Here is a 24,752-nt window from a genome sequence, read left to right as displayed (position 1 = left end):
TCACTCCTTCGGATCGTCCAGCACCACGAGCTGGGTCCGGGTGACGCCGTCGTCGCGCGCGGCCCGGGCGGCGATCCGGGCCACCTCGTCGACCGTGAGCGCGATGATCGGCTCGTCCGGCCCGCCGGCGGCCAGCCCGCGCTCGACGTGCCCCACGTAGTAGTCGGTGGCCACGCGCTCGTCGAGCGCGGCGTTGAGCGCCTCGGCGATGCGCTGAGCCAGTTCGTTCATCATGACCGCCAACGGTAGGCCCCGCCCACGCTCACGACACCACCGGGAAGATCCGGTCCAACTGGTGGTCGATCAGCTCGACGGCCCGCTCGGCGGTCAGGTGGCCCAGCAGCATCTGCCCCTGCAGTCCGGCCGCGCCGGCCAGCAGGAAGTCCGCGTCGGCGCGGTGCTCCTCGGGCAGCAGCAGGGCGATCAGGTTCTCGAGCTCGGGCGGCGTGTCCCGGATACGCTCGCGCAGCGTGTGGTCGGCCAGGAAGCGGACGAAATAGGCCGCATGGACCAGGTTGCGCTGCCGGCGGTTCTCGTCCAGCGGCAGCAGCTCGTGCAGGACGCTGCGCAGCACCTCGCGCGGGCTCGGCGCGTCGCCCAGCGCGGCGATCCGTTGCTGGGCCTCGGCCTCACCGTCGGCGTTGAGCAGGTCGAGCGCGCCGAGCAGCAGCTCCTCGCGGGTGCCGAAGTAGTACTGCAACTGCCGGGCGGGCACCCCGGCCTCGGTGGCGACCCGGCGGATCGTCGCCTCCTCCAGTCCCCCGGCGGCGGCCAGACGCCACACCGCCGCCGCGATGTGACGGCGCCGGGCCTCGTGGTCGACCTGCCGGGGCATCGGCCCTCCGTTCTGGTGCACCCGTACCACTATAGTTTATGGTACGAGTGCACCACATCACGGGAGGTAGATCATGAGGGTAACCGCGCTCGTTCTGGGGATGGTGTTGCTGGCCGTCGGCGCGCAGGGCACCATCCGTCAACTGCTCGACCACGCCGACGGCGGCCTGCTCGGCCGGCTGCCCGGCGGCTTCGCCGGCCAACTGGCCGGGCACGTCGCGCTGGCCGCGGCCGGCTTGCTGTTCGCCGGCTGGGGCAGCCCTCGGAAGAGCGGTGGCCGCGCCGGCTGAGGTCGGCACGGCCACACGGAGCGGGAATCGTCAGGCCGGCTCGGGCTCGCGGCGGTCCTGCTCGGCCGCGCGGGCCTCGGCCTCCTCGAGGATGCGGCGCTCCTCGGCGGCGTTCTTGCGGTACTCGCGGAACGAGTAGACCAGGGCGGCCGCCCACACGACGTAGATGACGGCGTAGATGCTGTAGCGGACACCGTCCGAGGCGTCGATCCAGTCCGAGCGCAGCAGCGTGCGGCTGTTGGTGAGGATGATGACACCGCCGACCGCGGCGCCCAGCACGCGCGGCGGGATGTGCCGGACCAGCCAGGCCGCGATGGGCGCGGCGATCACGCCACCAAGCAGCAGCGCGCCGACCCAGGCGAAGTTGATGTTCTCGGAGCCCAGGCCGAACAGGAAGCCGAGGCTGGCCGCCACCGCCACCAGGAACTCGCTGGTGTCGATCGAGCCGATCGTCTTGCGCGGTTCGAGGCGGCCGCTGGCCAGGATGGCCGGGGTGCCCACCGGGCCCCAGCCGCCGCCACCGGTCGAGTCGACGAAGCCGGCCACCACGCCCAGCGGGGCCAGGAACCGCTTGCGCAGCGGCAGGCCCAGACGACCCTTGGGCAGGCCCATCGTGGTGAAGCGGATGAAGACGTACAGGCCGAGGGCCAGCAGGATCAGCGCCATCAGCGGGGCTGCGGTCTCGGTGGAGAGCCCGGACAGGAACGTGGCCCCCGCGAACGCGCCGGCCGCGCCCGGCACACCGATCTTGAAGACGACCTTCCAGTCGACGTTGCCGAACTTCCAGTGCGAGAAACCGGAGACGAGCGTGGTGCCGATCTCGGCCAGGTGGACCGTGGCCGAGGCGGCGGCCGGGTTCGTGCCGATGGCCAGCAGCAGCGTGGTCGACGTTACGCCGTAGGCCATGCCGAGGCTGCCGTCGACGAGTTGCGCTCCGAGGCCGACGAGGGCCAGGAGGATCAGCTTTCTCATGGTCGCTCCAGTCCGGGGGCGGTGGGGGACGATTCTTTACCGCGCCCATGATGCCTATCATTTCGATAGGAGAAAGGGCAAGCGCGTCCCACCCCCGGGAGTGACGTCCGGGTCAGGCGGCGCGGCTGCGCCAGAGGAGCCAGACGAAGTAGGGGGCGCCGATCAGCGCCGTCACCAGGCCCGCCGCCAGCTGGTTGGGGGCGATGACCGTACGCCCGACGGTGTCGGCCACGCCGACCAGCAGGGCGCCCAGGCCGACCGCGACCGGCACCATCCGGGCGTGGGTGGCGCCGACCAGGGCGCGGGCCGCGTGCGGGGCGACCAGGCCGACGAAGGCCAGCGCGCCCACCGCCGTCGCGGCCGCGGCCGTCAGCACCGCGGCCAGGGCCAGGAAGAGCAGGCGGGCACGGTTCATCGGGACGCCGAGCAGGCGGGGCACGTCCTCGTCCAGGGCGACCAGGTCGAGCGTGCGCGCGCCGAGCAGGGTCAGCGGCAGCGCCACGGCCAGCATGACCAGCACCGGCACGACCTGGCCCAGGGTCCGGCCGTACGTGGAACCGGCCAGCCAGGTCAGGGCCACGCCCACGTTCCACGGGGAGACGACGACCACGATCAGCGTCGTCACCGCGGTGGCGGCCGCGCTCACGCCCACGCCGACCAGGACGATGCGGTCGGACGACAGGCCCCGGCCCGCGGCCAGACGGTAGACCAGGGCGAACGTGGCCAGCGCGAACACCGTGGCCGCGCCCATGATCGGCCAGCCGCCGAGGCCGGGGAACAGCAGCACGACCAGCACCGCGCCGACCGAGGCGCCGGGGGTCACGCCGAGCAGGCTGGGTTCGGCCAGGGGGTTGCGGGCCACGGCCTGGACGATCGTGCCGGCCAGGGCCAGGGCGGCCCCGCCCAGCAGCGCGGCCAGCACGCGGGGCCAGCGCTGGTCGAGCACGAAGCTGACCTGCCGCCCGGCCGCGCCGTTGAGCCAGTTCATGACGTCGCCGAGCAGGATGAGGCGGTCGCCGAGCAGCAGCGCGGTGACGAACGCGGCGACCAGCGCCACCCCGAGCGCGACGCCGACCGTGGTGACCCGGGCCCGCGTACGCACGGAGCCGTTGGCCCCCCGGGCCGGAGCCGCCGCCGGTCCGCCGTCGCGCAGGCGGCGGGCCAGCCCGACGAGCAGAACCGCGCCGGCCAGGGTGGTGACGACGCCGGTCGGCACCGAGATGGCCAGCGACGCCGGGATCGCCAACCGCAGCAGCACGTCGGCTGTGACCACGACCAGCGCCCCGGCCAGGCCCGCGAACGGGAGCAGCAGCAGGTGGGCGCCGAGGCCGGGCACGCGCCGGCCGACCAGGCGGGCGATGACCGGCGCGCACAGGCCGACGAAGCCGATCGGGCCGGCCACGATCACGCCGGTCGCGGCCAGCAGCACCGCGCAGCCGATCGACAACACCCGGGTGCGGCGGACGTCCACGCCCAGCACGCGGGCCGAGTCGTCGCCGAGACCGAGCACGTCGAGCCGGTGGGCCAGCAGCAGGGTGAACAGCACGCCCACGAGCACGATGGGGGCGGCCATGGTCACGTTCTGCGAGCCGGACTGGACGGTGGTGCCGCTCCCCCACGCGAACAGGCCGATGGTGTTCTGCTGGAACAGCATCAGCAGCACTGTGGTCAGCGCGTTCAGGGCCAGCGCGACGGCCGAGCCGGCCAGCACGAGCCGGGTCGGGCCGGCCGCGCCGCCCCGCGAGACGAGCAGCACCACGCCCGACGCGAGCAGGCCGCCGATGAAGGCGACGGCGCCGCCGACGAAGAACGGCAGCGAGACGCCGAACGCGGCGACGGCGACCACCGACACGTACGCCCCGGCGTTGACGGCCAGGGTGTCGGGCGAGGCCAGCGGGTTGCGGGCCACCGACTGCAGCACCGCGCCCGAGATGCCGACGGCCACGCCGACGAGCAGGGCGGCGAACAGACGGGGCAGGCGGCTGGCCACGAGCACGGCCACCGCCTGCGACCGGGCGTCGTCCGATTCGGAGCCGGGCAGGATCGCCCGCAGCAGCTCGGACACGCCGACCGCGGCGGTGCCCTGCATGAGGTGCACCGCCGACAGCACGAGCAACAGGACGACCGCAGCGGCGAAGACCGCTGCGACCCCGTACGTCCTGGAGGTCTTGACCTCGGACGGGGCGAGGGTGGTGGTCACTTCGACAGAGCGGTGGTGAGCGCGTCGACGAAGGCGTTGGCCGAGGCCGGGCCGCCGAACATCCAGATGCCGTCCGGGATGCGCTTGACCTTGCCGCCGGTGACGAACGGGCGCTGCTTCCACACCGCGTTGTCCTTGAGGGCGTCGGTGAAGTCGCCACCGTCGGCGTCGTTGGCCACGTAGATGAACGTGGTGTCGGCGTTGGAGATCTTGGTCAGGCCCTCGACGTCGGTCTGCGCGAGGCCGTAGTCCTTGTCACCGCCGGTGGTCCACTGGTTCTCCAGGCCGAGCTCCTTGGCGATGCCGCCGAAGAACGAGTTCGGCGTGTACATGCGCAGCGAGACGTTGCCCGACTCGACCCAGCCGTCGGTCATGACGAAAGGGGCGCCGGTCTTGCCCGCCGCCGCCAGCGTCTCCTTGCCCGAGGCGATCTTGGCGTCGAAGTCGGCCAGCAGCTTCTCGCCCTGGGCCTGGGTGCCGGTGGCCTGCGCCAGCGTGGTCACCGTCTTGCGCATGTAGCCGATCGGGTCGCTGCCGTCCGAGCCGCGCAGCGTGAGCACCTTGCTGGTCTTGGCGATCTGCTCGATGACGTTGGCCGGCAGGTCGCTGACGGTCACCACCAGGTCGGGTTTGAGCGCGGCGATGGCGTCCAGGCTGGGCTCGCCGCGGGTGCCGACGTCGGGGGTGCCGGCGTCGATCGGGGCGCTCTTGTCCCAGGCGTTGTAGCCCTTGACGTCGGCCTGGCCGACCGGCTTGATGCCCAGCGCGACCAGGTTCTCGGTGAGACCCCACTCGAGCGAGACGACGTTCTTGGCCGGCGCGTCGAGGTGCAGCGGGCCACGCTCGTCGGTGAGGTCGACCGGACCGGCGGCGGGGGCGGAGGAGGGGCCGGACTTGTCGGCCGGCTCCTCGGTGGTGCCGCAGGCGGCCAGGGCCAGAACGGCCACGGTGGCAACAAATGCTCGGCGGGTGAACGCCATCAAAAATTCCCTTTCAGGTGGTTACGGACCGGCTGGTGTGCCGGCCGATCGGGCGCGTGTGCAGGTGGCCGTCGTCGCCGACGGACACCTCGATGCGCAGTCCGTAGACCTCGCTGAGCAGCTCGGCCGTGAGCACGTCGGCCGGCGTGCCGGTCGCCCGCACGACGCCGGTGTGCATGAGGACGACCTGGTCGGCCACCGCGGCCGCCTGGTCGAGGTCGTGCAGCACGACGCCCACCGCGACCTGGTGGTCGTCGGCCAGCTCGCGCACGATGTCGAGGATCTCGACCTGGTAGCGCAGGTCGAGGAAGGTGGTGGGCTCGTCGAGCAGCACCACGCCGGTGTCCTGGGCCAGGCACGTGGCCAGCCAGACGCGCTGCAGCTCGCCGCCGGACAGCTCGTCGACGGCGCGCTCGGCCATCTCGTCGACCCCGGTCAGCCGCATCGCTTTGTCCACGTGGAGGTGGCCCTCGGCGTCGCCGGCGCCGAAGCGGCCGCGGTAGGGGTGACGGCCGTAGGCGACGACGTCGCGGACCCGTACGCCACCCGGGGTGGGCCGGGACTGGGTGAGCAGGGTTACCCGGCGGGCGAAGTCCTTCGGCCGCAGGGCGAAGGCGTCGCCCGCGTCGTCCAGGGTGACCGTGCCCGACTGCGGGGCGTGCAGGCGGGCCAGCGAGCGCAGCAGCGTCGACTTGCCCGAGCCGTTCGGCCCGACCAGCGCCACCACCTCGCCCGCGCGCAGCGTCAGGCCGGCGCCGTGCACGACGGTGCGGCCGTCGTAGGCCAGCGTCAGGTCGCTCCCGGCGAGCGCCGCATCCCCAGTCATGAGGTGAGGCTAACCTAAGCCTCAGCGGGTCGCCGCGCCCACCTCCCGAGCGTCTGCACCGTGAGCACGCCGAGGGCCAGCGGGATCAGCCCGAGCACGATGTTCTGCAGCAGCGCCAGATCGTTCACGACGAAGTGGTCCCAGTGCGACCCCACCAGCTGCTCGCAGGTCTGGAAGGCCAGGTGGAACCCGATCGGCACCCACAGCGTGTCGGTGACGGCGCGCAGCCAGCCCTGGACGATCGCGAACCCGAAGAAGAGGACGATCCGCTCGACGCTGCCGGCCGCGCCGACCGCCACCCCGAACAGCGCGAACAGCGCCGCCTGAACGAGCACGACGGCCCATGTCGGCATCCGGCCCGACAGATTGCGAAAGACATAACCGCGGAAAATGAATTCCTCCGGCAGCGCCTCGTAAAGAAGCACGAGAACGAGCAGGGCCAGCACCGAGCCGACAATCGAGCCGTTGACGTCGATCGTCAGCCACCCCGCCACCACGAACACCGTGACCGCGATCGCCGCGGGAATCAGATAGCCGGCCATTCCCGCGGCCAAGAGCCGCAACATCGTACGCGGCGAGGCCCGCCGAAGCCGACGCCAGGGCACCCGGTCAAGGCAGCGCCACGCCACGACAACCATCGGCAGCACCAGCCCGGTCGTCGCCACCGCCGCGAACACATGCCGTTCCCGGTCATAATCGGCCGGCCCGAAAATCGCCTCCCCCACCCACCGGATGATCAGCCAGATGGCCGTGGCCGCCGCGAGAACAATCCCGATCCGCACCGCTACGTGTGGTCGCCCCATGCGTACGAGTGTGTGACTCGCCCTCCACCCGGCGCTGCCGACTTAAGTCGACGCCCGCGGCCGAAAGTCAGTCGGTCCGGTCCTCTTGATACGTCGCTCCCCCGGTCGATTCCTCCGTGAGCGGCCGGGCACCGCCCTCGGGCGGCCCCTGCTCCGACTGCGCCCCGGCCGCCAGCTGCGGGAACTTGGCGTCGAAGGCCGGTCGCTCCGACCGGATCCGCGGCATCCGGTCGAAGTTGCGCAGCGGCGGCGGCGACGAGGTCGCCCACTCCAGCGAGTTCCCGTGCCCCCAGGGATCGTCCACCGTCACCACCTGACCGATCCGGTACGACTTCCACACGTTGTAGATGAACGGCAGCGTGGACGCACCCAGCACGAAGGAGCCCAGCGTCGAGAACGTGTTGAGGAACGTGAACCCGTCCGACTCGAGATAGTCGGCGTAGCGACGCGGCATGCCCTCGGCCCCCAGCCAGTGCTGCACCAGGAAAGTGGCGTGGAAGCCCAGGAACGTCAGCCAGAAATGCACCTTGCCGAGCCGGTCGTCGAGCATGCGCCCGAACATCTTGGGGAACCAGAAATAGATGCCGGCGAAGACCGCGAACACGATGGTGCCGAAAAGCACGTAATGGAAGTGGGCCACCACGAAATAGCTGTCGTGCACATGGAAGTCGATCGGCGGCGACGCCAGCAACACGCCCGTGAGCCCGCCGAGCAGGAACGTGACCAGGAAGCCGACCGCGAACAACATCGGCGTCTCGAGGCTGATCTGCCCGCGCCACATCGTGCCGATCCAGACGAAGAACTTCATTCCCGTCGGCACGGCGATCAGATAGCTCAGCAAACTGAAGAACGGCAGCAGCACCTGGCCGGTGGCGAACATGTGATGCGCCCACACACTCATCGACAGGGCGGCGATGAGCAGGGTGGCCGACACGAGTCCCTTGTAACCGAAGACCGGTTTGCGACTGAAGACCGGGATGACCTCGGTGATGATGCCGAAGAAGGGCAGCGCCACCACGTAGACCTCGGGATGGCCGAAGAACCAGAACAGGTGCTGCCACAGCATCGGCCCGCCGGTCTCGGGCGCGAACACCTGCGCCCCGAGCACCCGGTCGGCCGCCAGCACCAGCAGCGCGGCCGCCAGGAACGGGAAGACCAGGATGACCAGCAGGCTGGTGACCAGGATGTTCCAGGTGAAGATGGGCATCCGGAACATGGTCATGCCGGGCGCGCGCAGGGTCAGGATCGTGGTGATCATGTTGACCGCGCCCAGGATCGTGCCGAGCCCGCTGATGGCCAGCCCGACCACCCACATGTTGCCGCCGACGCCCGGCGAATGGATGCCGTCGCTCAGCGGCGTGTAGGCCGTCCACCCGAAGTCGGCCGCGCCGCCGGGCACCAGGAAACCGGTGACGACCAGCGTGCCGCCGAACAGATAGAGCCAGTACGCGAACGCGTTCAGCCGCGGGAAGGCCACGTCGGGCGCGCCGATCTGCAGCGGCACCACGAAGTTGGCGAAGGCGAACACGATCGGCGTCGCGAACAGCAGCAGCATGATCGTGCCGTGCAGCGTGAACAGCTGGTTGTACTGCTCGGGCGACAGGAACTGCATGCCGGGCCGGGCCAGCTCGGCCCGCATCAGCAACGCCATCAGCCCGCCGACCATGAAGAAGACGAACGAGGTGGCCAGGTACATCAGGCCGATCTGTTTGGCGTCGGTGGTGCGGATGGTGCGGGCCAGGAAGGTGCCGCGCACCTGCGGCCGCACCGGGTAGGGCCGGGTGACGACAGGCTTCGGTTCGAGCGCGGTCATGGTGACCTCCTCGGGCGGGCCGAGGCCTGACGCTACGCCGAGATTTTCAAGACCACATCCCGTACGACCGTCAATCGACCACGAAGGACGCCGAGCTCACCCGGGGCGACGTCGCGGCCGCCGCGTCACCGGCCGCGGAGACCACGTACCGGTAGGTCATGCCGCGGTTGCCCTGGGCCAGCCCGACCCAGGCGCCGCCGGTGGTGAAGGTCGCGAACGTCGCGCTCTGATCGGTGATCCACTCGTTGCCGCTGCGGTGCTGCAGGCTGACGGTGACCTTCCCCGTGCGCTTGGGCAGGATCTGCATGCTCGCATGCACCGCGGCCAACGACCGGTAGTGCGCGATCCCGTTGCTGATCCGGGTGTAACCGGTGAGCCGGACGGTAGCGGCCCCGGCGGTGGTGAAGCGGGCCGAGGCCTTGGCGGCGCCGGCCGCGGCCGTCACCGTGCCGGTGCCCCGCGCGGCGACGGCCCAGGTGGCCACGCCCGCGGCGTTGGTGGTCACGGTCTTGGCCACGGTCGTGCCGCCGGCCACGACGCGGATCGTCACCTTGGCGCGCGGCCGGTGGGCCGCCCGGACGGTCACGGTCAAGCTCTTCCCGTACGCCGAAGCGGGTTTGACAGTGACCGCGAGCGACGGCTTGACGGCAGCCACAGCGGCCGGCCCCGGCAGGACGACACTGCCGGCCAGCAGGGCAGCGGAGACGAGGGCGGTCCTGAGCTTCAGCACAGCCGTTCACATCGGCTCCCGGCTCACGGAGTTGAGACTTGGGGTCCGTTCTCACATTTCATGCCCGATATCCGGCGAAGAGCGGACCGCCTACCCGGTCCAGCACCTCGGTGGCCAGGGTGGACGGGTCATCGCGGGCGGACAGCCAGCGGCCGGCCCACGCGGGGTCGAGCTCACGCAGTTCCCGCAGCAGCCACTTGCCGCCGCTGAGCCAGCGCCCCGCGAAGGCCAGCGCGGCCCGGCCGGTCTCGACCCACAGCGCGGCCGCGATCACGACGCGCTCCCCGTCGTCGGTGGCGTGGCGATGGTCGTCGAGCAGATCGGTCAGCCCGTACCGCAGCCGGTCCCGCTCAGCCGGGGTGAGCACGGGCGGCCCGTCGGCCAGAACCTGCGCACACCGCGCGGTCACGTCACTCGGGTCACCCACCAGCGCAACGCCGGTGGCGAGCATGCGGTGGGTGCTCGGTTTGCGCGCGGCCAACTCCCGGGCCAGGAACGTCGCCAGCGTCGCCGGGGTGTTGACGAACAGCTCGACCGGCCACCCGCGATAGTGCAGGCTCTCGCGAAAGTTCGGTTCCTCGTCCCGCAGCACGACGATGTCCAGGTCGGACCCGGCCGTCCGGGCCGGCCCCAGCACACTGCCGGTGAGAAGCGCCCACCTCGCGTCCGGGAAGCGCTCCAGCACCAGATCGCGGGCATCGGTCAACGGGTCCATCCCATGATCCTGCCCTGTGGTTGGATGCCGCGGTGGACGAGGAACGCTGCTGGGCCGTCATCGAAGCGGCCCGCGCCGAGGCGCGACTACCTCGGCAGTAGCCCGGACGCGGCCGCGCGGAGATCAGGTCTGGCGGAGCACCGACTGGACGGCGGCCAGCAGCTGGTCGCGGGTGTAGGGCTTGGCCACGATGAGGGAGTCGGGTTCGAGGTTGTTGCCGGCCTCGTCGATCAGCGCCTCGGCGAAGCCGGACACGAAGACCACCCGCAGGTCGGGGCGGCGCTGCTTGGCCACGCGGGCCAGCTGACGGCCGTTCATGCCGGGCATCACGACGTCGGTGATCATCGCGGCGATCGGGTCGTTGTGCCGGGCGAGCAGGTTGAGCGCCTCGGCCGCGTCCGCTGCCGACAGCACCCGGTAGCCGGCCCCGCCCAGGAAGCGGGCCGTGACCTCACGCAGATCCGCCTCGTCGTCGACAAGCAACAGCGTCTCGCCCCCCGAGCCGCCCGAGCCGCCCGGCGATCCGGTCAGCGAGCCGTCCGGCGACACCGTCGGCAAGCCATCCGGTGACGGTTCGGCACTCAGTGACAGACCGGCACCGGATGACGGCGCCACGCCAGGTGACGAGGCGGCACCAGATGGCGGCGAAGCATCCGGTGAGCGCGTAGCACCCGGTACCGGCGTGCCGGGGGCAGCCCCGTCGCGTACGCAGGGAAGCCGGATCGTCGCTGTCGTGCCCGCGCCCGGGGTCGAGGCCAGCGTCAGCTGGCCGCCGGCCTGGCTGACGATGCCGTGGGCGGTCGACAGCCCGAGCCCGGCCGTCCCGGTCGAGCGCTTGGTGGTGAAGAACGGCTCGAACGCCCGGTCCAGCACGTCGGCCGGCATCCCGCGCCCGGTGTCGGTGACCGTCACCGTCGTGTCGCGCTCGTCGCCGCCCGCGGTCGCGATGGTGATCGCGCCGCCCCCGGGCATCGCGTCGGCCGCGTTGGCGACCAGGTTGACCAGCACCTGGCTGATCTGGCGGGGATCGGCCCGCACCTCGGCCGGGCCGGGCCGCAGCTGCAGCACCACCGAGGCCTCGCCCGAGGAGTCGCGCAGGGCGCCGATCATCTCTTGCAGCAGCCCGTTGATGTCGAACGTCGCGGGCTGGGTGATCTCGCGCCGGCCGAACGCGAGCAGTTGCTGGGTCAGCGCCTTGGCCCGCTCCCCGCCCTTGATCACCTGGTCGAGGTCGGCCAGCAACGAAGCGGATGTCCCATCCGGTAAAGCGGTTTCGGTGACCGTCTCGATGGCGAGCGAGGTGTAGCCGAGGATCGCGCCCAGGATGTTGTTGAAGTCGTGCGCCGCCCCGCCGGCCATCCGGCGCAGGCTGTCGAGCCGTTCGGCGTCGCGGCGACGGGCGTCGGCCTGGCGGCGCTGGATCTCGTCACGCAGCCCCTCCTCGGCCGTGATCACGTCGGAGACGTCGTCGACCATGAGCACGCCGCCGGCCAGCTCGGCGTCGTCGTCCTGGATGTGCCGCAGTTGCACGCGCAGGTGCCGGACGGCGCCATCCGGATATTCGATCCGGTTCGTGAACCGCCGCTCGGCCGCGTTGCCGCGCAACAGATCGAGGGCGTCGCGCCGGGCCGGCGCGTCCAGGCAGGCCAGCCAGCCCCGGCCGAGCAACCCCGAGATCGGCGTCCGCATGATCTCGGCCAGCCGCGGGTTGATGTAGTCGGCCTCGCCGTCGGCGTCGATGAGCGCGATCCCGACCGGGGAGGCCACCGCCATCGCCTCGAAGCGCCGCTCGGTGTGGTGCAGCGCGCGCACCTTCTCGATCAGCTTCGCGTTCACGGCCTGCACGTGGGCCTGCGCGAAGTCGTCCGAGGGAACGACGTCGATCGAGACCGGCCCGCTCGCGAGCGCCGCGTCGACCGCGTCGAGCAGCTCGTGCGGGTCCTGCGAGCGCAGCACGACCTGGCTGACCCCGCACGCCTCGGCGATGGGCCGGGTCTCAGGTTCGAGGTAGTTGGCCGTGTAGAAGATCACCGGAGCCTGGGCCGCCAGCTCGTCGTCGTCGGTGCGCAGCCGGTGCACGAGCTCGAGCCCATCGATCCCGGGCATCAGCACGTCGGAGACGACCACGTCGGGATGGTGCTCGTGGGCCAGGCGCAGCGCGTCGGCGCCGTCGTGGGCCTCGATGACCTCGTGGCCGCGATACCCCAGCAGCAAACGGACGATGTCCCGGTTCGCGGCGACATCGTCGACGACCATCACCGTCGCCACCGGCGGCTCCTCATCTGCTCATGTCCGTTATAAGACTAAAGCAGGAAAGATCCCTTGTACGGTTATTCACCGTGAGCAGCCGACACGTCGCCGCCGCCGCGGTCGCCGCCGGTGGCCTGGCCTGGGCGTGGCGCGGCCTGGCCCGCCGCCACGAACGCCGGCGCCTCGAGCCGTACATCCACCTGGCCGCGATCCTCGAGGAGACGGCCGCCCCGGCCTTCGTCAAGACGCTCGACGGGCGTTACCGCACGGTCAGCCCGGCCTACGAGCGGCTGCACGGCATCACCGGCGCGGCCGGGCGCTTCGACCACGAGGTGCACTCCCCCGACCGGATGGCCGAGATCCACCGGCACGACACCGACGTGCTCATCGGCAACGGCCCGGTCGCGTACGAGGAGGAACTGGACGGCCGTTGGTTCGTGACCACCCTGCACGCGCTGCGCGACGGGCGCGGCCGCCCGTACGCAATCTTCGGCGCCGGCGTCGACGTGACCCAGCTGCGCCTGGCCGAGGGCAAGTTCCGCAGCCTGCTCGACGCGTCGCCCGAGGCGATGGTCTGTGTCAGCAGCGACGGCACGATCGTGCACGCCAACAGCCGCGCGACCGACCTGTTCCGCTACCGCCGCGACGAGATGGTGGGCGCGGCCATCGAGACGCTCGTGCCCGGGGCCAGCCGCAAGATCCACGTGCAGCACCGCAACCGCTACTTCGCCACCCCGTCGGCCCGGCCGATGGGCGAGGGCATGCTGCTGACCGCGCAGCGCAAGGACGGCACCGAGTTCCCGGTCGACGTCAGCCTCTCCCCCGTGCAGGCCGAGGGCAAGACGATGGTGCTGGCCGCGATCCAGGACGTCACCGCGCGCCGGATGCAGGGCCACACGAACGCCCGACTGGCCGCGATCGTCGAGTCCTCCAACGACGCGATCGTCAGCAAGGCCCTGGACGGCACGATCCAGACCTGGAACTCGGGCGCCGAACGCCTCTACGGGTACACGGCGGCCGAGATGATCGGGCACGACGTGACCCGGCTGCTCCCGCCGGACCGGCTCGACGAGGAGAAACACCTGCTGGGCCGGGTCAACCGGGGCGAGACGCTGCCCCAGCACGAGACTCAGCGGATGCGCAAGGACGGCCGGATCATCGATGTGACGCTGAGCATGGCCCCGATGCGCGACGACGAGGACCGGATCATCGGGGCGTCCACCGTGGCCCACGACATCACCGCCCGCGTGCGGGCCGAGAACCGGCTGCGGATCGAGCGCGAACAGCTCGAGATGATCATGTCGGCAGCGGCCGACCCGTTCTTCTCGATGGACGGCGACGGGATCATCAAGGAGTGGAACCGGCAGGCCGAGCAGGTCTTCGGCTGGCCCCGGGACGAGATCATCGGACGCGACGTAGCCGACACCGTGCTGCCGGGCCGCTACCGATCGGCCCTGCGGCGATTCCTCGACGGACGCTGGGATTGGCTGCTCGACCGCTCGACCGAGATGGCCGCGCGGCACCACGACGGCCGGGAACTGCCGATCGAGCTGACCATGTGGCGCATCCGGCACGACGGCGCCTCGCAACTGCACGCCTTCGCCCGCGACATCAGCGCCCGCCGCGAGACCGAGCTGGCCCTGGCCCAGGCCCGCGACCAGGCGATCGAGACGGCCCGGCTCAAGTCGCAGTTCCTGGCCTCGATGAGCCACGAGATCCGTACGCCCATGAACGGGGTCATCGGCCTGACCAGCCTGCTGCTCGGCTCGGCCCTGGACGGGCAGCAGCGCCGGTACGCCGAGGGCATCAGCACGGCCGGGTCGGCGCTGCTGTCGGTCATCAACGACGTGCTCGACTTCTCGAAGCTGGAAGCGGGCAAGGTGCTGCTCGAGGACACCAACTTCCAACTGCGCCGTCTCCTCGACGACGTGGTGTCGCTGGTCGCGCCGCCCGGCACGGCCCACACGGTCTCGATCACCGGTGAGTGCGACCCGCGTCTGCCCGCGACGGTCAGCGGGGACGCGGCCAAACTGCGCCAGGTGCTGCTCAACCTGGCCGGTAACGCCGTCAAGTTCACCGCGTACGGGAAGGTCGCCATCACGATCACGCCGGACGCGGGCCAGCCGGCCGGGCCCGACGGCATCCCGGTGCGGTTCGAGGTGCGCGACACCGGCATCGGGATCGACCACCACGAGCAGGAGAAACTGTTCGAGCCGTTCACCCAGGCCGACGCGGGCACGACCCGGCGCTTCGGCGGCACCGGGCTCGGGCTGGCCATCTCGCGCGACCTGGTCGAGCTGATGGGCGGTCACATCGGCGTGCACAGCGAGCCGGGTCTGGGCAGCACGTTCTGGTTCACGGCGACGCTGCGGGCGGCCCGGGCCGGCGTCGACATCGCGTCCAGCCACGCCCTGGACGGGCTGCGGGTCGTCATCGTCGACGAGGACGAGACCGACCGGGCCGTGCTGGCCGACCAGTTGGCGGCCTGGTCGATGCAGGCGACCGGGGTCGAGAGCAGCGAGGCGGCGTACGAGATCCTGCGCGACGCGGCCGCCACCGGGCGCCCGATCGACCTGGTGATCCAGGACGTGCGTACGGCCGGACTGAGCACTCCCGCGCCCGAGGGCACGCCCGTCCCCAAGACGATCCTGCTCACGAACGACCCGACGTCGCTGCCGTCCGAGCCCGACCCGCAAGCGGTCTCCGCCGCGTTCACCAAACCACTGCGCCAGTCCCAGCTGTACGACGCCCTGGTCGGGGTGCTGGATGTGGCCGAGGCACCGCTCGAGAATCCTCCGGCGCCCGCGACCGGCCGCGGTCATGTGCTGCTGGTGGAGGACAACGAGATCAACCGCACGGTGGCCCTGGGCATCCTGGCCACCCTGGGCTACAGCGCCGACGTGGCCGTGAACGGCCGCGAGGCGGTGGCGATGGTGGCCGAGCGTGACTACCAGCTCGTCTTCATGGACTGCCTGATGCCCGAGATGGACGGTTACGCGGCCACGGCCGAGATCCGCCGCCGCGAGGGCGCCGGCCGCCACGTGCCGGTGATCGCGCTGACCGCGAGCGCCCTGGCCGAGGACCGGGCCCGCTGCCTGGAGGCCGGCATGGACGAGCACATCGCCAAGCCCCTGGTGCCGAACGAAGTGGCCGCCGCCCTGGCCCGGTGGGCCGTCCCCGAGCCGTCGCCGAGCTCAGCCGTCCAGGCCGGGATCGAGGCCCGCCTGGACCAGCTGCGCGGCCCCGACCCGGCCGAGAGCGCCCCGATCATCGAGGGCCTGCTCCGCAAGATGATCGAACGCATCCCGGACCACCTCGAGAAGGTCAAACAGGCCCTGGCCCTGGACGACGCGACCGCCCTGCGTAATGAGGCCCACCAACTGAAAGGCATCATGGCCAACATCGGCGCCACCGCCGCCGCCGACGCCTGCGGCCGCCTGGAGGACCAGGCCCGCCTGGGCGACCTCGACGGCGCCGTCACGGCCTTGGCCGCCCTGCACCCCGAGATCAACGCCGTCCGCACGGCCGTGGCCGTCATTCTGCGCCCTCCCGTCGGCACAAAGCCGGGCTGATCCCTCACCAGCCCACCTCGGGCCCGCTCAGGACCTGGCAGCCGACCGCCGCGGCCACCTCAGGCAGCATCTCGGCCCAGGAGCTGTGCACGAAGACGCTGTGGCCGGGCCGGTTCTCCTCCAGCCAGACGTCAGCGCCGTTGAGCCCGAGCTCGAAACCGGCGCGGCTGTGGTCCATCGGCCAGCAGACCGTCCAGCTGATCCGCACGGGGTCGTCGCCGGCCGCGGCCAGCGCCCTCCGGTCCAGGCCGCCGTCGAGCGGGAACTCCGGCGTGGAGAGTTGGGCGGTGAGGTTCGGCAGCTGCCGGAGGGTGTCGGCCAGCCTGGGGGTGAGGTCGAGAACAGGCCGGGACCGGCCTTCCGGAAACAGATGGGCCACCACCTCCGGCAGCGGACCATCCGGCCGATCGATCATCACCCCGCCGTCACCCAGGTCGAGATACCGTCCGAGCTCGTGCGTGGTGGTCCAGACCCAGGCGCCGACGTCCCGCGGACAGTTGCAGGTCCGGTCCGACCAGGCCAAAAGCTGTCGCGTGAGCCGGAAGGCGGTGTGCGGATCGTCAGTCGTGTGGATCCGGGCCACCCGGGAGTTGCTCATCGGGTCAATCGGCGCAGTAGCGGCTGTCGTACTCGGCGCCGGCGATGACGCCGCCCCACTTGACGCAGGCGCCGTCGGCCACCGGGCCGCCCTGGACGCCACCCACCGAGAACTCGTCCTTACGGCGGTCGTCGGCCCGGGGCTGGCCGTCGATCTCGAGGTAGGCCGACATGTTGATCTTCTTGCCGTCGCTGGTCTTGCGCAGGGTGACCGTGCAGACCTGCTCGCCCTCGTTGAGCGAGAGCAGATAGACCTGGCCGACCTCCTCGCCCTCGTCGCCGCGCACCTTGCCCTGGTCGAGCACCTGGAAGTCGTCGCCGCAGAGGGGTTCGGGCTCGAGCGTGTTCTCGACCTCGGTCGGCGTGGGGTCCGGGGTCTCGGTCGTCTCGGTCTCCTGCGGGGCCGGCTCCTGGGTGCGGGGCTTCGAGGTCGGCTTGCGGGTCTTGGTCGGCTTGACGGAGGGGCTGGTGTCCCCGGCGATCACGCCGCTGGAGGAGGGGTCGTCGCCCCCGCCGTCGGACATCGCGAAGGCCACCCCGATGCCGCCCACACCGACCACGACAGCAGCGATGGCCGAGGCCAGCACGATGTTGCGGGGGCGCTTGCGGCCCGGCCCGGAACCGGAACCACGGTCGTCGTCGGCCACCCCGGCGCCCGGCAGCGGGATCGCCGCCGCGCCGGCGGCCGGAAAGCGCCCCGAGGAGCCGCCGCCGTAGGTGTTCTGCGGCACCCCGGCCGAGGCCCGCCCGGCCTGGTAGCCGCCGGACGACACGGGCCGGGCGAATCCGGTGTTCTGGCCGGTGTTCTGATAACCCCGCGGCGGGACGGGCGGGGCGGGCATGCGGCCCGAGGTGCCCGGCCCGGGCTGGCCGTACGGACGGGTGGCCTGGGTGTTGGTCGGGCCCTGGAACCGGGTGGCCTGGGTGTTCGGCGGGCGGCCGGGCGAGCGGGCCACGGTCGCCATCTCGGCCGCGCTCGAGAAGCGCTGCGACGGCTCCTTGGCCAGGGCGCGCAGCACCAGGGCGGCCACGGCCGGCGGCACGTCCGGGGGCAGGGTCGGCAGGTCGCCGTACACGAGCTGGGACATCACCTGCAGCGGGTTGTCGCCGACGTAGGGCGGGCGCCCGGTGAGGCAGCAGTAGGCGACGGCGCCGAGGGCGTACACGTCGGTCCGCGGGCCGATCGGCTTGGCCTCGGCCTGCTCGGGGGCCATGTAGTTGACCGAGCCGAGCACCACGTTGGTGCCGGTCAGCCCGGCCCCGGCGGTGGAGCGGGCGACCCCGAAGTCGACCAGCACGATCGCGCCGTTGCGGCGGACCAGCAGGTTGGCCGGCTTGACGTCGCGGTGCACGATGCCCGCCTCGTGCGCGACCTGCAACGCGTCGGCGACCTGGGCCACGATCGTCATCGTCTCGCCCGGGTCGAGCCGGCCCGCCTGCTCGATGCGCTTGGCCAGCGAGATGCCCTCGATGAACTCCATCACCAGGTAGTCGATGCGGTTGGGCCCGACCTGGGCGTTCTCGCCGTAGTCGTAGACCTGCACGATGCCGGGGTGGCGCAGCGCGGCCATCATGCGGGCCTCGGTGCGGAACCGCTGCATGAACTCGCGGTCGGCCATCAGCGCGGGCAGGATCGTCTTGACGGCGATCGGCCGGTGGAGCATCAGGTCCTCGCCGCGCCAGACCTCGCCCATGCCACCGGCGGCGATCCGCTGGGTCAAGCGATAACGGTCGTTGAGCATGGTTCCCGGGGACAGCACCCGGACATGCTACTCAAGCCGAACAACCCCGAACGGGAGCGGCCCGGCCTGCTGCGGGGGACGCAGGGCCGGGCCGCGGGGAAGACCTGCTGGGTCAGGCCTTCCCGGCCGGCGCAGGTTCGGCCGGCGTCTCGGGAACGTCCTCGTCGTCGTCCCGGTCGAGCATGGTGGCCTCGTCGAACGGGTCGTCGCCGGCCAGCACCGCGCGGGTCTTGTCGCGGTCGATCTCGTTGGTCCAGGTGCCGACCAGGACGGTGGCCACCGCGTTGCCCGCGAAGTTGGTCAGCGCCCGGGCCTCGGACATGAACCGGTCGATGCCGACGATCAGGCCGACGCCGTCGACCAGTTCCGGGCGGTGGCTCTGCAGGCCGCCGGCCAGCGTGGCCAGGCCGGCGCCGGTGATGCCGGCCGCGCCCTTGGAGGCGATGACCATGAACACCAGCAGCGAGATCTGCTCGCCGATGTTCAGCGGCTGGTCCAGCGCCTCGGCGATGAACAGCGAGGCCATCGTCAGGTAGATGGCCGTGCCGTCGAGGTTGAAGGAGTAGCCGGTCGGGACGGTGATGCCGACCACCGGCTTGCTGACGCCCAGGTGTTCCATCTTGGCGATGAGCCGGGGCAGGGCCGACTCCGACGACGAGGTCGACAGGATCAGCAGGAACTCGCGGCCCAGATACTTGAGCAGCGAGAAGATGTTCATCCGGGCGAACACCCACAGGATCGCGGCCAGGATGACGAAGACGAAAGCCGCGCAGGTGATGTAGAAGGCGATCATGATCTGGGCCAGGCTCTTGAGCGCGTCGACGCCGGTCTCGCCGACCACCGCCGCGATGGCGCCGAACGCGCCGATCGGGGCCAGCCACATGATCATGGCCAGGATCTTGAAGACCAGGCGCTGAATGGTGGTGATGGCCCGCAGCACGGGTTCGCCGCGACGGCCCATGCCCTGCACCGCGAAGCCGACCAGCAGCGCCACGAGCAGCGTCTCCAGCACCTCGCCGTCGGTCAGCGCGGAGAGCAGGCTGTTGGGAATGATGCCGAGCACGAAGTCGGCCAGGCCCTCCCCGGCCGTGTCGCCGACCGCCTTCTGACCGGCCGCGGCCGAGGCCGCGTCCAGGTGCAGCCCGGCGCCGGGGTGGATGATGTTGCCGACGACCAGGCCGATGGCCAGCGCGACGGTCGACATGATGAGGAAGTAGCCGAGAGCCAGGCCACCGACTTTGCCGACCTGGGCCGCCTTCCGGATCGAGCCGACGCCGAGCACGATGGTGCAGAAGATGACCGGGGCGATCATCATCTTGATGAGGTTGACGAAGCCGGTGCCGATCGGCTTGAGCTCCTTGGCGACATCCGGAACCACGAGGCCGAGCACGATGCCGGCCACGACCGCCACGATGACCGCCAGGTAGAGGTAGTGCGTTCTGTCCCGCCTGACCCGCGGGGTGGGGCTCTGGGTCTCCATGGAGCAGACTGTGTCCTGCGTCTCACAGCTGGGGCGACATTGCGTTCATTCTGTTTACTGCCGGAAATCGTGGTTGAAACATGGCGACAACACGACCGTGGACCATCGCGCGGCAGCTCTTCGTGCTGCAGGCGCTGGTGGTGACGGCTCTCGTCGCGATCGGCACGGCCGGCGCGGTGCTGCTGGCCCGGGACGACACCGAGCAGGCGGCCATCGACCAGGTGACCGCGATCGCGCAGGCCGTCGCCCACAATCCCCTGGTCGTCGAGGCGGTTCGCGGCAGCGACCCGTCGAAGGTCCTGCAGCCGTACACGGAAAGCGTCCGGCACGCCACGAAGACCGACTTCATCGTGATCATGGCGCCGGACCGCACCCGGTTCACGCACACCCGGCCCGAACTGATCGGCCGGCCCTTCATCGGCTCCATCCAGGACGCGCTCGACGGCGGGACGGTGATCGAGACCAGCGTCGGCACCCTCGGCGAGTCGGTGCGCACGGTGGTGCCGGTGCGCGACGGCGGCGGCGCGGTGATCGCCCTCGTCTCGGTCGGGATCGTCACCGACGCGCTCGATCAACGGCTGCTGGCCCGCACGCCCGCCGTGGCCATCCCGACGGCGCTGGCCCTGCTGCTCGCGGCGGCCGGGTCGTGGCTGCTCAGCCGACGTCTGCGCCGCCAGACACACGGGCTCGGACCGGCCGAGATGACCAGAATGTACGAATACCACGACGCGGTGCTGCACTCGGTGCGCGAGGGCCTGGTCGTGGCCGACCGCTCGGGCCGGGTGACGCTGGTCAACGACGAGGGCCGCCGGTTGCTGGGCGACGGCGACCTGCCGCCCGAGATCAGCGAGCTGCTGGCCTCGAAGACGGCCGTAGAGGACGAGCCGGTGCTGGCCGGCGACCGCATCCTGGTCGCCAACCAGCGGGTGATCCACTCGGAGGGGCAGACCGTCGGCACGGTGCTCACGCTGCGCGACCACACCGAGCTGCGGGCGCTGACCGGCGAGCTCGACTCGGTGCGCGGCCTGACCGAGGCGCTGCGGTCGCAGGCCCACGAATCGGCGAACCGGCTGCACACGGTGCTGACCATGGTCGAGCTGGGCCGCACCGAGGAGGCCGTGCGGCTGGCCACGGCCGAGCTCGAGGTGGCCCAGCAGCTGACCGACCAGGTGGTGGGCGCGCTCAGCGAACCGGCGCTGGCCGCCCTGCTGCTGGGCAAGTCGGCCCAGGCCGCCGAGCGCGGCGTGCAACTGGTGGTGGACGATGCCTCCCGGCTCGACAGCACCCCGCTGCCCAGCCGCGATCTGCTCACCGTGGTCGGCAACCTGGTCGACAACGCGCTGGAGGCGGTGGCCGGCACCGAGCCACCGAGGGAGGTGACCGTGCTGGTGCTCGAGTCCGGCGGCGAGATCGTCGTGCGCGTGGGCGACACGGGCCCGGGGCTGGCCTCGGCCGACGCGTTCCAGCGGGGGTGGTCGACCAAGGCGGAAGGGCGCGGGCTGGGCCTGGCCCTGGTCAAGCAGGTGGCCGACCGGCATGGCGGCACCATCGACGTGGTGCGGGCGCCGGCCGGTGGTGCGTCGATCACCGTACGGTTGCCGGTGCGCCCTCGACCCGCGCCGGGAGCGGAACTCCGGCCGAAGCCCGAGTCGACGGCCGGATCGGGGCTTCCCGCGGAGCCGGGGGCGCTATGAGCGCCATCCGGGTGCTCGTGGTCGAGGACGAGCCGCTCATCGCCGAGGCCCACGCCGCATATGCGGGAAGGGTCGAAGGTTTTGAGGTGGCGGCCGTCGCGCACACGGCGCAGCGGGCCATGGCGACGCTGCGCACGACGCCGGTCGACCTGGTGCTGCTCGACCTCAACCTGCCCGACATGAACGGCCTCGAGCTGACCCGGGCCCTGCGCTCGGCCGGGATCGGCACCGACGTGCTGGTCGTGACGTCGGCCCGGGACCTGGCGGTGGTGCGCTCGGCCGTCTCGCTGGGCGTCACCCACTACCTGCTCAAGCCGTTCACGTTCGCCACCTTCCGCGAGAAGCTGCTGGGGTACGCCCGGTATCGCGCCCAACTGCTCGGGGTCGAACAGGTCGCGGCCCAGCACGAGATCGACCGCGCGTTCGCGGCCCTGCGCGGCTCGTCCCCCGACTCGCTGCCCAAGGGGCTCGACCAGGGCACACTCGACCTGGTGCTCGGCGTCCTGCGGGCCGCCGCCGACGCCACGGGCCTGTCCGCAGCCGAGGTGGCCGCACGGATGGGGGCCTCCCGGGTCACCGCGCGGCGCTACCTGGAACACCTGGCCGAGGCCGGGCACGTCGCGCGGAGCCCCCGTTACGGCGGGCCGGGCCGCCCCGAGGTCGAATACCGCCGTGTGCATTAGACGCGGCCTGTCCCGCCTTGCTCGTCGAGCCGACCTCTCAGTTGCGCGAGTTGACGGCGGCGAACGTGGCGGCTGTGGTGGTGCCGTAGACGTCGTCCCACGTCCGCACGGTCGACGAGAACTCCCACGTGCGAAAGCTGTCTTTGCCGCCGCCACGCCGGTAGCGCCAGTAGAGCAGTGTGTCCATGGCGAGGGTGCCGACCGCGCCGGCGACGAGGCCGCGGATGACGGCGCCCAGTGGAGTCGTACCAGTCATGGCTCTTCCCTTCTTCGTCCTGGTCCTCCTCAGACTGCCCCCTGCCTGTGACAATTTCGCCCGTAGAAGGCCCGGGGTCATGCACGTCTCACTCCGCGCCCCGGTCGTGCAGGCCGTGAATGATTGCGCGTGGTTATCGTGAACTCATGGCAATCGACAGGGCGGTCACTCCGATGGGGACGGTGTCGTTCCGGCTGGGGCTGCTCGGGGTCGCCCAGGACGCGCTGTACGCCTCGCGGCTGGCCGATCTCGACCTCAAGCCGAAGCATGTGGCGCTGCTGTGCGTGCTGCGGTTGCGGGGCGCCGAGTCGCAGATGGAACTGGCCGGGCTGCTGGGGGTGGCGCCCAGCCTGATCGTGCTGCTGGCCGACCATCTCGAGGAGCGAGGGGCCGTTCAGCGCGTACGGGATCCGGCCGACCGCCGCCGGCAGAGCCTCCGCCTGACCGACACGGGCCTGCACCTGCTCGCCGCGGCGACCGAGGTCGCCGCGCAGCTCGACGAGGAGCTGGCCGCCGGCCTGCCGCCCGCCGAGCACGCCGCCCTCAGCGCGGCCCTCGACCACCTGCTCAACGGCGCCCTCGAGCGCCCCTGATTCTCCGGCTCAGTCGCCCGCGCAACAACCGTCGGCGCAGGCGCTGTTGTTCCCGGTGGGGATCGTCGGGGCGCAGCAGGCGTCGCCCCGCCAGGCCTCGCGGCCCTCCTTGACGGCTACCGCGGCGATGACCAGGGCGGCGATCGGGTCGGCCCAGCTCCAGCCGAACAGGCTGTTGAGCGCGAGCCCGACCAGCAGCACCGCCGACAGATAGGTGCAGAGCAGCGTCTGTTGGGAATCGGCGACCGCGGTGCGCGAGCCCAGCTCACGCCCGGCACGGCGCTGCACATAGGAGAGGCCCGGCATGACCGCCAGAGAGACCGCGGCCAGGATCAACCCCACCGTCGAGTGCTCGGCCTCGGCTCCGATCACCAGGGTGCGTACGGCTTCGAAGCTGACATAAGCGGCCAGGGCGAAGAACGAGACGGCGATGACGCGCAGCGCGACCTTCTCCCGCGCCTCGGGATCGTGGCTGCTGAACTGCCAGGCGACCGCCGCCGCCGACGAGACCTCGATGACCGAGTCGAGCCCGAAGCCGATCAACGCCGTCGAGTCGGCCACGGTGCCCGCCGTGATCGCCACGACCGCTTCGACGACGTTGTACGCGATCGTGATGCCGACGAGCAGCCGGATCCGGCTGGTCAGCACGGCCCGCCGCGACGGACCGGGACCGAGTTCCAGAACCATCAGCAGCAGCCCTCGGTCTCGCTGTCGGGGCAGGCCGTCGGGTCGACCGCGAGGACCAGGCCGAGCAGGTCACCGAGGGCGTGCCGCAGGCGGCCGTCGGCCAGCTCGTAGCGGGTGCGGCGCCCCTCGGGCACGGCGACGACCAGACCGCAGCCGCGCAGGCAGGCGAGATGGTTGGACAGGTTCTGCCGGGTGACGCCGAGCAGGTCGGCCAGCTCGGCCGGATAGCCGGGCGCGTCACGCAACGCCAGCAGCAGCCGGGCCCGGGTCGGATCGGACAGGGCATGGCCGAAGCGGGCGAGAACCTGCCCGTGGGCAACCGTCTCCATATCGCGACAGTACAGCCGACGCTGTATTCAGCGAAATCTGGATCATCGAATCGGATTTCGACGCCGGAGCGATCAGGATCCCGGCGATGTGGGATTCTTCCGCCATGACGACGCCGCAGCCGCCCGAGCCGCCCCAGCACCCGACGCCCCCGCCCGGGCCGGACGCGGCCGACGACTCGCCGTTCCGCCCCGGCCCGACGCCGACTGGCAGTACTTTCTCGGCGGGCCCGGCGCCGACAGGCGAATTCCCGGTGACGCCGCCGCCCATCGTGGGCGACCCGTTCCAGGTGGGCCCGGCCGGCGAACCGCAGGTCGAGAGCAGCAACCGCCCGGCACGGCCGTGGCTGATCGCGGCCGGGGCCGGCGCAGTCATCGGCGCCCTGGTCGTCGGGATCCTCTGGGCGGCCAGCTCGTTCGTCGGCGCCAACAGCGGGAGCGAAGCCGCCGAGGACGCCGCGGCCGCCTGCGGGGTCTTCGAGCGCGTCCCGGACGACTGGAAGCAAGAGACCATCACCGAGGAGAACACCTACCAACTCGGCGGCGCGATCGCGCTGGCCCAGGCCGCCGGCAAGCGCGACGCCGAGTACCGCGTCCTCGCCACCCAGGCCCAGCAGGTGCAGCAGGCCGTCGTCTCGTTCGACATCACCCGCGTCAACCAGCTCGTCGTCGACGTCCGCAACACCTGCGACGAGCTCTGAGTTCGACG

The 24,752-nt window shown here is 71.4% G+C and carries 23 protein-coding genes; 6 read left to right on the top strand and 17 right to left on the bottom strand.

Going from position 1 to position 24,752, the window contains the following annotated elements; genetic code table 11:
• Positions 1 to 234, bottom strand: a complete 234-nt coding sequence (locus M1L60_RS06185) for a hypothetical protein (RefSeq protein ID WP_253236303.1) — start codon at positions 232 to 234, stop codon at positions 1 to 3.
• 28 nt (positions 235 to 262) lie between these two features.
• A complete protein-coding gene (locus tag M1L60_RS06180; protein WP_253236302.1) occupies positions 263 to 856 on the bottom strand; it encodes a TetR/AcrR family transcriptional regulator in 594 nt (197 codons plus the stop codon).
• Between the two features lie 52 nt (positions 857 to 908).
• Between M1L60_RS06180 and M1L60_RS06175 the strand changes: the two genes are divergently transcribed.
• Complete coding sequence (locus tag M1L60_RS06175; protein WP_253236301.1) at positions 909 to 1,124, top strand: hypothetical protein; 216 nt, start codon at positions 909 to 911, stop codon at positions 1,122 to 1,124.
• A gap of 30 nt (positions 1,125 to 1,154) precedes the next feature.
• Here M1L60_RS06175 and M1L60_RS06170 read toward each other — a convergent pair whose 3' ends face one another.
• The 9 genes from M1L60_RS06170 to M1L60_RS06130 form a co-directional block, all read right to left on the bottom strand.
• Complete coding sequence (locus M1L60_RS06170) at positions 1,155 to 2,096, bottom strand: sulfite exporter TauE/SafE family protein (protein ID WP_253236300.1); 942 nt, start codon at positions 2,094 to 2,096, stop codon at positions 1,155 to 1,157.
• A gap of 112 nt (positions 2,097 to 2,208) precedes the next feature.
• Positions 2,209 to 4,296, bottom strand: coding sequence for an iron ABC transporter permease (locus tag M1L60_RS06165; RefSeq protein ID WP_253236299.1), 2,088 nt, complete (start codon positions 4,294 to 4,296; stop codon positions 2,209 to 2,211).
• Positions 4,293 to 5,276 (bottom strand): ABC transporter substrate-binding protein, encoded by a 984-nt coding sequence (locus tag M1L60_RS06160; RefSeq protein ID WP_253236298.1) that lies wholly within the window; start codon positions 5,274 to 5,276, stop codon positions 4,293 to 4,295. Before M1L60_RS06160 ends, M1L60_RS06165 begins: the two co-directional genes overlap by 4 nt.
• A gap of 13 nt (positions 5,277 to 5,289) precedes the next feature.
• The gene (locus tag M1L60_RS06155) at positions 5,290 to 6,102 is read right to left on the bottom strand and encodes an ABC transporter ATP-binding protein (protein WP_253236297.1); all 813 of its coding nucleotides are present in this window, start codon (positions 6,100 to 6,102) and stop codon (positions 5,290 to 5,292) included.
• A gap of 14 nt (positions 6,103 to 6,116) precedes the next feature.
• Positions 6,117 to 6,905 carry a CPBP family intramembrane glutamic endopeptidase gene (locus M1L60_RS06150; RefSeq protein WP_253236296.1) on the bottom strand — a complete coding sequence of 263 codons (789 nt, stop codon included), beginning with the start codon at positions 6,903 to 6,905 and terminating at the stop codon, positions 6,117 to 6,119.
• A 67-nt stretch (positions 6,906 to 6,972) separates the two neighbouring features.
• On the bottom strand, positions 6,973 to 8,718 hold the full coding sequence (gene ctaD, locus M1L60_RS06145; protein ID WP_253236295.1) for an aa3-type cytochrome oxidase subunit I: 1,746 nt from the start codon (positions 8,716 to 8,718) through the stop codon (positions 6,973 to 6,975).
• A gap of 70 nt (positions 8,719 to 8,788) precedes the next feature.
• The gene (locus M1L60_RS06140) at positions 8,789 to 9,448 is read right to left on the bottom strand and encodes a hypothetical protein (protein WP_253236294.1); all 660 of its coding nucleotides are present in this window, start codon (positions 9,446 to 9,448) and stop codon (positions 8,789 to 8,791) included.
• 58 nt (positions 9,449 to 9,506) lie between these two features.
• Positions 9,507 to 10,163 carry a nucleotidyltransferase domain-containing protein gene (locus M1L60_RS06135; protein WP_253236293.1) on the bottom strand — a complete coding sequence of 219 codons (657 nt, stop codon included), beginning with the start codon at positions 10,161 to 10,163 and terminating at the stop codon, positions 9,507 to 9,509.
• 123 nt (positions 10,164 to 10,286) lie between these two features.
• A complete protein-coding gene (locus M1L60_RS06130) occupies positions 10,287 to 12,431 on the bottom strand; it encodes an ATP-binding response regulator (protein ID WP_253236292.1) in 2,145 nt (714 codons plus the stop codon).
• 71 nt (positions 12,432 to 12,502) lie between these two features.
• Between M1L60_RS06130 and M1L60_RS06125 the strand changes: the two genes are divergently transcribed.
• Positions 12,503 to 15,985, top strand: a complete 3,483-nt coding sequence (locus M1L60_RS06125; RefSeq protein ID WP_253236291.1) for a PAS domain-containing hybrid sensor histidine kinase/response regulator — start codon at positions 12,503 to 12,505, stop codon at positions 15,983 to 15,985.
• A 4-nt stretch (positions 15,986 to 15,989) separates the two neighbouring features.
• Here the strand turns inward: M1L60_RS06125 and M1L60_RS06120 are convergent, their stop codons facing one another.
• From M1L60_RS06120 to M1L60_RS06110, 3 genes are all read right to left on the bottom strand, one after another.
• Complete coding sequence (locus M1L60_RS06120; RefSeq protein ID WP_253236290.1) at positions 15,990 to 16,583, bottom strand: hypothetical protein; 594 nt, start codon at positions 16,581 to 16,583, stop codon at positions 15,990 to 15,992.
• A gap of 4 nt (positions 16,584 to 16,587) precedes the next feature.
• Positions 16,588 to 18,342: a serine/threonine-protein kinase gene (locus tag M1L60_RS06115; protein WP_253236289.1), complete on the bottom strand. Its 1,755-nt coding sequence runs from the start codon at positions 18,340 to 18,342 to the stop codon at positions 16,588 to 16,590.
• A gap of 94 nt (positions 18,343 to 18,436) precedes the next feature.
• Positions 18,437 to 19,804: a cation:dicarboxylate symporter family transporter gene (locus M1L60_RS06110; RefSeq protein WP_253236288.1), complete on the bottom strand. Its 1,368-nt coding sequence runs from the start codon at positions 19,802 to 19,804 to the stop codon at positions 18,437 to 18,439.
• 80 nt (positions 19,805 to 19,884) lie between these two features.
• Between M1L60_RS06110 and M1L60_RS06105 the strand changes: the two genes are divergently transcribed.
• Both M1L60_RS06105 and M1L60_RS06100 read left to right on the top strand, forming a co-directional pair.
• Entirely contained in the window at positions 19,885 to 21,498 is a 1,614-nt protein-coding gene (locus M1L60_RS06105; protein WP_253236287.1) for a sensor histidine kinase, read from the top strand.
• A complete protein-coding gene (locus M1L60_RS06100; protein WP_253236286.1) occupies positions 21,495 to 22,181 on the top strand; it encodes a response regulator in 687 nt (228 codons plus the stop codon). The genes M1L60_RS06105 and M1L60_RS06100 overlap by 4 nt, the downstream gene beginning before the upstream one ends.
• A 37-nt stretch (positions 22,182 to 22,218) precedes the next feature.
• On the opposite strand, the gene M1L60_RS06095 is transcribed toward M1L60_RS06100, so the two are convergent.
• The gene (locus tag M1L60_RS06095) at positions 22,219 to 22,437 is read right to left on the bottom strand and encodes a hypothetical protein (RefSeq protein ID WP_253236285.1); all 219 of its coding nucleotides are present in this window, start codon (positions 22,435 to 22,437) and stop codon (positions 22,219 to 22,221) included.
• A gap of 146 nt (positions 22,438 to 22,583) precedes the next feature.
• On the opposite strand from M1L60_RS06095, the gene M1L60_RS06090 reads away from it, so the two are divergent.
• A complete protein-coding gene (locus M1L60_RS06090; RefSeq protein WP_253236284.1) occupies positions 22,584 to 23,030 on the top strand; it encodes a MarR family winged helix-turn-helix transcriptional regulator in 447 nt (148 codons plus the stop codon).
• Between the two features lie 9 nt (positions 23,031 to 23,039).
• Here M1L60_RS06090 and M1L60_RS06085 read toward each other — a convergent pair whose 3' ends face one another.
• Together M1L60_RS06085 and M1L60_RS06080 are read right to left on the bottom strand one after the other, a co-directional pair.
• Positions 23,040 to 23,717, bottom strand: a complete 678-nt coding sequence (locus tag M1L60_RS06085) for a cation efflux transmembrane domain-containing protein (protein ID WP_438862075.1) — start codon at positions 23,715 to 23,717, stop codon at positions 23,040 to 23,042.
• Complete coding sequence (locus tag M1L60_RS06080) at positions 23,717 to 24,046, bottom strand: ArsR/SmtB family transcription factor (protein ID WP_253236283.1); 330 nt, start codon at positions 24,044 to 24,046, stop codon at positions 23,717 to 23,719. The genes M1L60_RS06085 and M1L60_RS06080 overlap by 1 nt, the downstream gene beginning before the upstream one ends.
• Before the next feature lie 104 nt (positions 24,047 to 24,150).
• Between M1L60_RS06080 and M1L60_RS06075 the strand changes: the two genes are divergently transcribed.
• Positions 24,151 to 24,744, top strand: a complete 594-nt coding sequence (locus tag M1L60_RS06075) for a hypothetical protein (RefSeq protein WP_253236282.1) — start codon at positions 24,151 to 24,153, stop codon at positions 24,742 to 24,744.
• Positions 24,745 to 24,752 lie beyond the last annotated feature (8 nt).

The organism is Paractinoplanes aksuensis, assembly GCF_024137025.1.
GTDB lineage: Bacteria > Actinomycetota > Actinomycetes > Mycobacteriales > Micromonosporaceae > Actinoplanes > Actinoplanes aksuensis.
This window is presented reverse-complemented; position numbering and strand designations above follow the sequence as displayed.